This is a genomic window from Testudinibacter crocodili, assembly GCF_006228025.1.
Classification (GTDB): domain Bacteria; phylum Pseudomonadota; class Gammaproteobacteria; order Enterobacterales; family Pasteurellaceae; genus Chelonobacter.
Genome location: NZ_VDHF01000103.1, coordinates 1 through 8,675, shown reverse-complemented (window position 1 = coordinate 8,675; position 8,675 = coordinate 1). Strand labels below are relative to the sequence as shown.

The 8,675-nt window shown below is 47.2% G+C and carries 8 protein-coding genes; all 8 read left to right on the top strand.

What is annotated here, in order from left to right:
* Window positions 1-108 precede the first annotated feature (108 nt).
* Window positions 109-966 carry a co-chaperone DjlA gene (djlA, locus tag FHQ23_RS10690; protein ID WP_139614311.1) on the top strand — a complete coding sequence of 286 codons (858 nt, stop codon included), beginning with the start codon at window positions 109-111 and terminating at the stop codon, window positions 964-966.
* A gap of 73 nt (window positions 967-1,039) precedes the next feature.
* On the top strand, window positions 1,040-1,990 hold the full coding sequence (gene dusC / locus FHQ23_RS10685; protein ID WP_139614313.1) for a tRNA dihydrouridine(16) synthase DusC: 951 nt from the start codon (window positions 1,040-1,042) through the stop codon (window positions 1,988-1,990).
* 9 nt (window positions 1,991-1,999) lie between these two features.
* Complete coding sequence (yjjG, locus tag FHQ23_RS10680; RefSeq protein WP_139614310.1) at window positions 2,000-2,680, top strand: pyrimidine 5'-nucleotidase; 681 nt, start codon at window positions 2,000-2,002, stop codon at window positions 2,678-2,680.
* Entirely contained in the window at window positions 2,677-3,072 is a 396-nt protein-coding gene (locus tag FHQ23_RS10675; RefSeq protein ID WP_139614309.1) for a pyrimidine dimer DNA glycosylase/endonuclease V, read from the top strand. Before yjjG ends, FHQ23_RS10675 begins: the two co-directional genes overlap by 4 nt.
* Before the next feature lie 6 nt (window positions 3,073-3,078).
* Window positions 3,079-3,609: an inosine/xanthosine triphosphatase gene (yjjX, locus tag FHQ23_RS10670; RefSeq protein WP_139614308.1), complete on the top strand. Its 531-nt coding sequence runs from the start codon at window positions 3,079-3,081 to the stop codon at window positions 3,607-3,609.
* 270 nt (window positions 3,610-3,879) lie between these two features.
* Window positions 3,880-6,009 carry a polyribonucleotide nucleotidyltransferase gene (gene pnp, locus FHQ23_RS10665; protein ID WP_139614307.1) on the top strand — a complete coding sequence of 710 codons (2,130 nt, stop codon included), beginning with the start codon at window positions 3,880-3,882 and terminating at the stop codon, window positions 6,007-6,009.
* 73 nt (window positions 6,010-6,082) lie between these two features.
* Window positions 6,083-6,991, top strand: a complete 909-nt coding sequence (nlpI, locus tag FHQ23_RS10660) for a lipoprotein NlpI (RefSeq protein ID WP_267963694.1) — start codon at window positions 6,083-6,085, stop codon at window positions 6,989-6,991.
* Between the two features lie 251 nt (window positions 6,992-7,242).
* A partial coding sequence (locus FHQ23_RS10655; protein ID WP_139614306.1) for a DEAD/DEAH box helicase occupies window positions 7,243-8,675 on the top strand: 1,433 nt, incomplete at its 3' end.

The window sequence follows — 8,675 nt, the reverse complement described above, 5'->3', positions numbered from 1 at the left end:
GATCAACAGACCCTAAGGTTTGGAATATTGATCGCAAAACTTCCTTGTTTCTAAGCGTTGCCGATTCAGGTAAAATAACCGCACTTTGTTTGATGACTGGAAAGAAAGATGAATTTTATCGGAAAAATTATCGGTTTTATTCTCGGCTACCGTTACGGCGGTTTCTGGGGGGCGATTTTTGGTGCGGTGTTGGGGCATTTCGTGGATAAAAAAATCTATGAAATGGGCAGTGTCAGCTCCTCATTTTTTAGTAAAACCTTGACCCGGCAGCAGCTTTTTTTGCAAACCACCTTTGCGGTGATGGGGCACTTGAGTAAAGCCAAAGGGCGGGTGACACAAGAGGATATCCAGCTAGCGCAAGCGTTTATGAGCCGTTTAAATCTGGATTCCGCGGCACAGCGCATGGCGCAAGACGCTTTTAGTCGTGGTAAAGACGCTGATTTTCCGATCCGCCAAGTGATTCGTGAATTTCGAGTGGCTTGCGGCCGTCGCCCGGATTTGCTGCGGATGTTTTTGGATATTCAAATCCAAACCGCACTTGCGGATAACCATTTGGATCAAAACGAAAAATCGCTGTTGTCGGTGATCGCCCAAGAGTTGGGGCTGTCACAAATGCAGTTTGAACAGATGATGGCGATGATTTACGCCTCGCAGCAATTCGCTTCCGGCGCACAATATCAGCAACAAGGCGGACAGTACCAGCAACAGGGCGGTTATCAAGGCGGGCAGTCTTACCGCACTTCCGCTGCGGATAATCTGCAAGCGGCATATCAGGTGCTGGGAGTGGCTGCAGACGATGAGCAGTTGAACGTAAAACGGGCTTATCGCAAACTGATGAATGAGTATCACCCAGATAAACTGGTTGCTAAAGGCTTACCACCGGAAATGATGGAAATGGCAAAAGAGAAAGCACAAAAAATTCAAGCCGCTTACGATCTGATTTGTAAAAGTAAAGGCTGGAAGTGATGAGGCAAAAGCGAGGGTTTTTGTTTTATTTAGCAGTGTTTTATCTGGTGCGCGCCGATAAAAGAGCGCTATGATGCGGGTTATTTTAGCGCCAATGCAAGGCGTGCTGGATCCGTTTTTGCGCCATCTACTAACTCAAGTCAACGATTATGATCTATGTCTGTCAGAATTTGTGCGGGTGGTCGATCAATTATTGCCGAAAAAAGCGTTTTACCGCCTTTGCCCGGAATTGCAGCATGGCGGTTATACTCAAGCCGGTACACCGGTGCGGGTGCAGTTGTTGGGGCAGTTCCCTGATTGGCTGGCGGAAAATGCACAAAGAGCGGTTGAACTCGGATCGCATGGGGTTGATTTGAACTGCGGCTGTCCGTCGAAAACCGTGAATAACAGCCAGGGCGGCGCTTCGTTGCTGAAGCAGCCTGAGCTGATTTATCAAGCCACAAAAGCGATTCGTACTGCATTGGGCAAACAGCATCAGGTTAGCGTCAAAGTGCGGTTGGGCTGGGACAGTGATGCGGCAGCGTTTGAAATTGCTGATGCGGTGCAGCAGGGCGGCGCTGATGAAATCACGATTCACGGGCGAACCAAAACGGACGGCTACCGCGCTGAACGCATCAACTGGCGCAAAATCGGCGAAATTCGTCAACGTTTAACGATTCCGGTGATTGCCAACGGCGAAATTTGGAACTGGCAGGACGGACAACATTGTCTGGCGCTCACCGGCTGTGAAGCGCTGATGATCGGGCGCGGCGCACTGAATATCCCCAATCTCAGCCGTGTGGTGAAATTTAATCAACCGCAATTGGCTTGGCAGCAGGTGCTGTTGCTGTTGCAGCAATACGTTAATTTGGAAAATCCCGATGATCGCGGCTTTTATCACGTTGCCCGCATCAAACAATGGCTGCGTTATCTGGAAAAAGCCTATCCACAAGCCGAACAGCTGTTTCACATCATTAAAACCGAATGTGGCTATCAGGGTTTAAAAGCCGAGGTGGAACGCCAGACCGCACTTTCTCTTGTATAGGACATAAAGTTGAAATACCAATGGATTTTTTTTGATGCCGACGAAACCCTGTTTTCATTTGATTCGTTTCGTGGCTTACAACAGATGTTTGCGCAATATCATGTTGAATTTACTCAACAGCATTTTGCCGATTATCAGACGGTCAACCAACCTTTGTGGCAGGCCTATCATCAAGGCAAAATCAGCGCCGATGAATTACAAACCACACGTTTTAACCAGTGGGCACAACATCTCAGCCGCCAGCCGAGCGAACTCAATCATGCTTATCTGATTGCGATGGCGGATATTTGCCGTCCGTTGGAGGGCGTGGAACAGATGTTGCAAACTTTGTCCGGAAAAGTGCGGTTTGGCATTATTACCAATGGTTTTCATGCGATGCAGGATCTGCGGTTGCAAAAAACTGGTTTGAAACCGCACTTTGAGTTTGTGGTGGTGTCGGAAAATATCGGTTTACCGAAGCCGCATCATGGCATTTTTGAACACGCCTTAAGCCTAGCGGAGGTCGGTGATAAAAGTGCGGTATTGATGGTGGGCGATACGCTGGAAACCGATATTCTCGGCGGACAAAACAGTGGTTTGGACACCTGCTGGCTCAGCCACGGCAAAGCGAATCACAGCGCAATTCAACCGACCTATCACATTGCTAGCATGGAACAACTGATACAAATTGTACAAGGACAAGGTGTATGACCAGAATTAATGTCGTCCCGGTCAGCGAGTTGTGTGATCAACATCTGCTGGCGGAACATCGTGAACTAACACGGATTCCTAATGCTGTCGCCAAAGGTAAATATAATTTGGACGGACAGCCCGATGATTATAAATTGGGCACCGGACATGTTAAATTTTTTATGAATAAGCTGACTTTCCTGCACAAACGTTATCAAGCGCTACATCAGGAATGCTTGGCGCGTGGTTTTAATGTCAGCAACCGCTGGGCACAAGATCTGCCACCAACGCCGGATTTATGGTTAGATTATGTGCCGACCGACAATGCCTTATGGCTTAACCGAGCTAGAATTGCAGAACGTATGCCGGCAAAAGCCCGTTTTACACCACATAAAATACCGGAAAAAGAGTAGGGTAATATGCAGATTGTGATTGCCTCGACCAATCCGGTGAAAGTCAATGCGGTCAAAACCGCCTTCTGCCAACTGTTTCCAGACCGCACTTTGCGTTTTGAGTCGATACCGTCCCAATCCGGCGTGGCAGAGCAGCCGATGAGTATGGCGGAAACTAAACAAGGCGCTTTTAATCGGGTGACATTTTGCCAACAACAAATACCGTGTGCCGATTTTTACCTAGCGATAGAAGCCGGTATCGAGCGTTTTGATTATGGCGCCGCTACTTGTGCTTACATAGTGATCAGCAATAACGTGCAGTTTTCAATTGGGCGCAGCGCCGAACTGCCGATTCCGAATGTGATTTTTCAACAATTAAATCCTGACACCGAGCTAGGCACCATTATGGATCGGCTGTTTCAGACTGAAAATATCAAACAAAAAGGCGGCGCAATGAGCCTGCTGACCAATGGCAATGCCAGTCGCGAAAGTGTCTATGTGCAGGCGATTATCTTGGCGATGGCGCCGTTTTTGCATCAGAAATTGTTTTGTGCTTAACGGGATATTATGTGATTTGGGCTTGACTGAATAGAGAGAATTTTTGCCGATTCGGATAAAGTATTAGCATTCTTATAGAAAATGTCGGTATAATGAGGCGGCTTATACTCTTTGTCAGCGTGCGGCTATCAAAAATGATCTACTCAAGTTGTGTGAAAACCATTTTTTATCCCCATTCTTTTCTACTCTAAACCCAATTGCAGATTATTTTTGCTAGTCGCAATAAAGAGATGAGCATCATTTAACGAATTATTTTAAAAGGAAAATCTCGTGACTCCAATTGTTAAACAATTTAAATACGGTCAGCATACCGTAACTCTGGAAACCGGCGCAATGGCGCGTCAGGCGACTGCTGCTGTGATGGCGAGCATGGACGATACTTCAGTTTTTGTGACTGTGGTAGCGAAAAAAGAAGTGAAAGCCGGACAGGATTTCTTCCCGTTAACGGTTAATTATCAAGAACGTACCTATGCCGCTGGGCGTATTCCGGGTGGCTTTTTCCGCCGTGAAGGTCGTCCTTCTGAAGGTGAAACCTTAATCGCACGTTTAATCGACCGTCCGATTCGCCCACTGTTTCCGGAAGGGTTTTACAACGAAATTCAAATCGTAGCTACTGTCGTTTCAGTCAATCCGCAAATTTGCCCGGATATCGTGGCGATGATCGGCGCTTCAGCGGCGTTAGCATTGTCAGGCGTACCGTTCAACGGTCCGATCGGTGCTGCGCGCGTCGGATTTATCAACGATCAATTCGTGCTGAACCCGACCATGGCAGAACAAAAACATAGCCGTTTGGATTTAGTGGTTGCCGGAACGGATAAAGCGGTTTTGATGGTGGAATCCGAAGCAGATATTTTAAGCGAAGAGCAAATGTTGGCAGCGGTGGTCTTTGGCCACGAACAACAACAAGTTGTGGTCGACAATATCAAAGAATTGGTGAAAGAAGCCGGCAAACCACGTTGGGATTGGCAAGCGCCAGCGGTCAATACTGCGCTGGTGAACCAAGTGAAAGCGTTGGCGGAAAGCCGTTTGGGCGAAGCCTATCGTATCACGGAAAAACAAGCCCGCTATACGCAAGTTGATGCGATTAAAGCCGAAGTCACAGCGGCATTGTTGGCAAGCAACGAAGATGAAAGCGTCAATGAGAATGTGATTGCCGATATTTTAGGCGCATTGGAAAGTGATGTGGTGCGTAGCCGCATTTTAGCCGGCGAACCGCGGATTGACGGACGTAGCGTCGATACGGTGCGTGCCTTGGATATTTGCACCGGCGTGTTGCCGCGTACCCATGGTTCGGCGATTTTCACCCGTGGTGAAACCCAAGCCTTGGCGGTTGCCACCTTGGGAACTGAGCGTGATGCGCAAATTATTGATGATATTACCGGCGAGCGCACTGACCATTTCTTGTTCCACTACAACTTCCCTCCGTATTCCGTGGGTGAAACCGGCATGATCGGTTCACCAAAACGGCGTGAAATCGGTCATGGTCGTTTGGCAAAACGTGGTGTATTGGCTGTGATGCCTAGCATTGAAGAGTTCCCGTATGTGGTGCGAGTGGTCTCAGAAATCACGGAATCGAATGGTTCTTCTTCGATGGCATCGGTTTGTGGCGCATCTTTAGCATTGATGGACGCTGGCGTGCCGATTAAATCAGCCGTTGCCGGGATCGCGATGGGCTTGGTGAAATCAGACGATAAATTCGTGGTATTGTCCGATATTTTGGGCGATGAAGATCACTTGGGCGATATGGATTTCAAAGTTGCCGGTACCAAACAAGGCGTGACCGCACTTCAGATGGATATTAAAATCGAAGGGATCACCGCTGAAATCATGCAGATTGCGTTGAATCAAGCCAAAGGCGCCAGAATGCATATTTTGGGCGTGATGGAGCAAGCGATTGGAGCGCCGCGCGGTGATATTTCTGATTTTGCGCCGCGGATTCACACCATGAAAATCGATCCGAAGAAAATCAAAGATGTGATCGGTAAAGGCGGTGCAGTGATTCGCTCATTGACCGAAGAAACCGGCACCTCAATTGATATTTCCGATGACGGTACTGTAAAAATTGCTGCAACGGATAATTCGGCTGCCAAAGCCGTGATGCTACGCATCGAAGACATCGTTGCTGATGTGGAAGTGAACCGTGTTTATACCGGTAAAGTCACGCGTATCGCTGATTTCGGCGCATTTGTTGCGATTGTCGGCAACAAAGAAGGCTTGGTGCATATTTCTCAAATCGCCGCAGAGCGTGTCGAGAAAGTGACCGATTACCTACAAGTTGGGCAGGAAGTCGCGGTGAAAGTGGTGGAAATCGATCGTCAAGGTCGTATCCGTTTAACGATGCGTGACATCAACCAAGAACAAGCTGACGAAGCGCAGTTTGTCGAGTCGGACGCCGAGTAATAAAATATTCAAGCCGCGAAATTTGCTGTAAGATTAGCAGCGTGGCTTGAGTTTTTATCCAAGGGTTATGAACATGAAAATCGTCAATAATATGATGAATTACACCAAATCGTTTTGTGTGTTGGCATTTTTATTGATGGCGACGGCGTGTTCAATGCGCCCGAGTATTCCGTTGATTTCCGACAAAAATGTGACCTTGGCTGAGCAGAATCCATTGCTGCATTTTGATCAAGAGGTGATGATTGCACGCATCAGTCAGGTGTTACTGGTCGGAAATCTGGCAAAAAACGAACGTGCGTCGTTACACTTTGAGCGTGGAGTGCTATATGACAGCTTGGGATTGTGGGGATTAGCCCGTTATGACTTTACCCAAGCCTTGATGCTGCAACCAAAGTTAGCGGCGGTTTATAATTATTTAGGGCTGTACTTGCTGTTGGACGGTGATTATGACGGCTCTTTAGATGCGTTTAATGCGGTGTTGCATCTGGATTCAAATTATGAATACGCCTATTTAAATCGTGCGCTAAACTTTTATTACGTTGGTCGTTATGGGCTGGCGGAACGAGACTTTTTAACCTTTTATGAGGCAGATCCGAGTGATCCTTACCGCACTTTGTGGTTATATTTGAATGAATTGAAATATAAGCCTTATGAAGCAAAACAAAATTTGGCACAACGGGCGAAAGGGCTATCCAATGAATTTTGGGGAACCAATATCGTTCATTACTATTTAGGCGAATTGTCTTACGCAGAATTACAGAAAAAAATTGATAATTTTGCGGTGCCGTATTCGCCACAATATGCCGAAATTTTAACAGAAACCTATTTTTATCTTGCAAAACAACAACTCAATCTGGGGAAGGTTGACGAAGCGACAGCTTTGTTTAAGTTGGCTATTGCCAATCAAGTATTTAACTTTGTTGAGTATCGTTTTGCCCTGTTCGAACTTTCACATTTACGCTTGAATAATGTGCAAGAGTGAGATCGAACATTAGCGGTTGTATTTGATACGAACTAAGTTACCAAACCGTCTTGATTGGGATTGTGTTATCACCGATTGCTTTGCCGAGTTGCCTCAATTATTCGGCAAAATTGAAGTATGGTGAATCATTTCTCAACGGTGCTAACCTGCGTCAGCGCAGGATCTCGGACCGGACGCATTCTATCACGCAACAATTTATTACTATCTGCGGTCTTAATATGATAAGCCGCTTTTCTACTATTGAGTAAAAAATGACAGAACAAACAACTTTAACCTTTAACGATTTGGGCTTGCCTGAATCATTGATTTCCGCTGTAACGGCTATGGGATTTGTAAATCCGTCACCGATTCAGCAAATTTGTATACCGCACTTGCTAAATGGCCGTGATGTGTTGGGCATGGCACAAACCGGTAGCGGCAAAACCGCAGCATTTTCATTGCCGCTGCTGGCACAAATCAATGCCGATATTCGCACGCCGCAAATGTTGGTGATGGCGCCAACTCGCGAATTGGCGATTCAGGTAGCCGATGCTTGCGAACAATTTAGTAAGAATATCAAAGGCTTGAATATTGTTACCTTATATGGCGGACAACGTTATGACATTCAACTGCGTGCTTTGCGTCAAGGTTCGCAAGTGGTGGTTGGAACACCGGGACGGATTTTGGATCACATCCGCCGTGGTACCCTGAACTTGTCCGAATTGCGTTTTATGGTGCTGGATGAAGCGGACGAAATGTTGCGCATGGGCTTTATTGATGATGTTGAAGAGGTGATGAGCAAACTACCGGAACAGCACCAAACCGCACTTTTCTCTGCGACGATGCCGGAACCGATTCGCCGCATTACCCGCCGTTTTATGCGTGACCCGCAAGAAGTGAAAATTCAGGCATCGCAACAAACGCTGCCGGATATCACTCAAAGTTGCTGGTATGTCAACGGTGTACGTAAAAACGAAGCGTTGTTGCGCTTCTTGGAAGTGGAAGATTTTGATGCGGCGATTATTTTCGTGCGTACCAAAACCGCAACCCTGGATATTGCTGAACTATTGGAAAAACATGGCCACAGTGCTGCGGCATTGAACGGCGACATGACCCAGCAATTACGTGAACAAACCTTGGACCGCCTGCGTAACGGACGCTTGAATATTTTGATTGCGACTGATGTGGCAGCGCGAGGTTTGGATGTTGAGCGCATTAGCCTAGTGGTCAACTATGATATTCCATTGGATGCGGAATCTTATGTACACCGTATTGGACGTACCGGTCGTGCCGGTCGTGCCGGTCGTGCCTTGTTATTTGTTGAACCACGTGAGAGACGTCTGCTGCGCAATGTTGAACACTTGATGAAAAAGCAGATCGATGAAGTCGAATTGCCGAATCACAAAACGTTGGAAGCTTGCCGTCGTGAGAAATTTAAGCAGCAAATTTCTACCCAGTTGGAGCATCATGATCTAGAAAAATACCGCAGTTTGCTGGAGGATATGTTTACCGCCGATCAAGATCATGAAGATTTGGCAGCGGCGATGATGATGTTGTTGCAAGGTAAACAAAAATTGATTCTGCCACCGGATCCGGTGATCAAAGCCCGTCGTGAGCGTCAAGAAAATCCACGTTCGAGTGACAGACGTGGACGTGGTGATGCGCGCGGAGATGACCGTGGTCGTCCGGCACGCGAACAAACCCC

Coding starts and splice junctions, on each gene's coding strand:
- djlA (WP_139614311.1), top strand. CDS start 109: ATGAATTTTATCGGAAAAATTATCGGTTTTATTCTCGGCTACCGTTAC.
- yjjX (WP_139614308.1), top strand. CDS start 3,079: ATGCAGATTGTGATTGCCTCGACCAATCCGGTGAAAGTCAATGCGGTC.
- dusC (WP_139614313.1), top strand. CDS start 1,040: ATGCGGGTTATTTTAGCGCCAATGCAAGGCGTGCTGGATCCGTTTTTG.
- nlpI (WP_267963694.1), top strand. CDS start 6,083: ATGAAAATCGTCAATAATATGATGAATTACACCAAATCGTTTTGTGTG.
- FHQ23_RS10675 (WP_139614309.1), top strand. CDS start 2,677: ATGACCAGAATTAATGTCGTCCCGGTCAGCGAGTTGTGTGATCAACAT.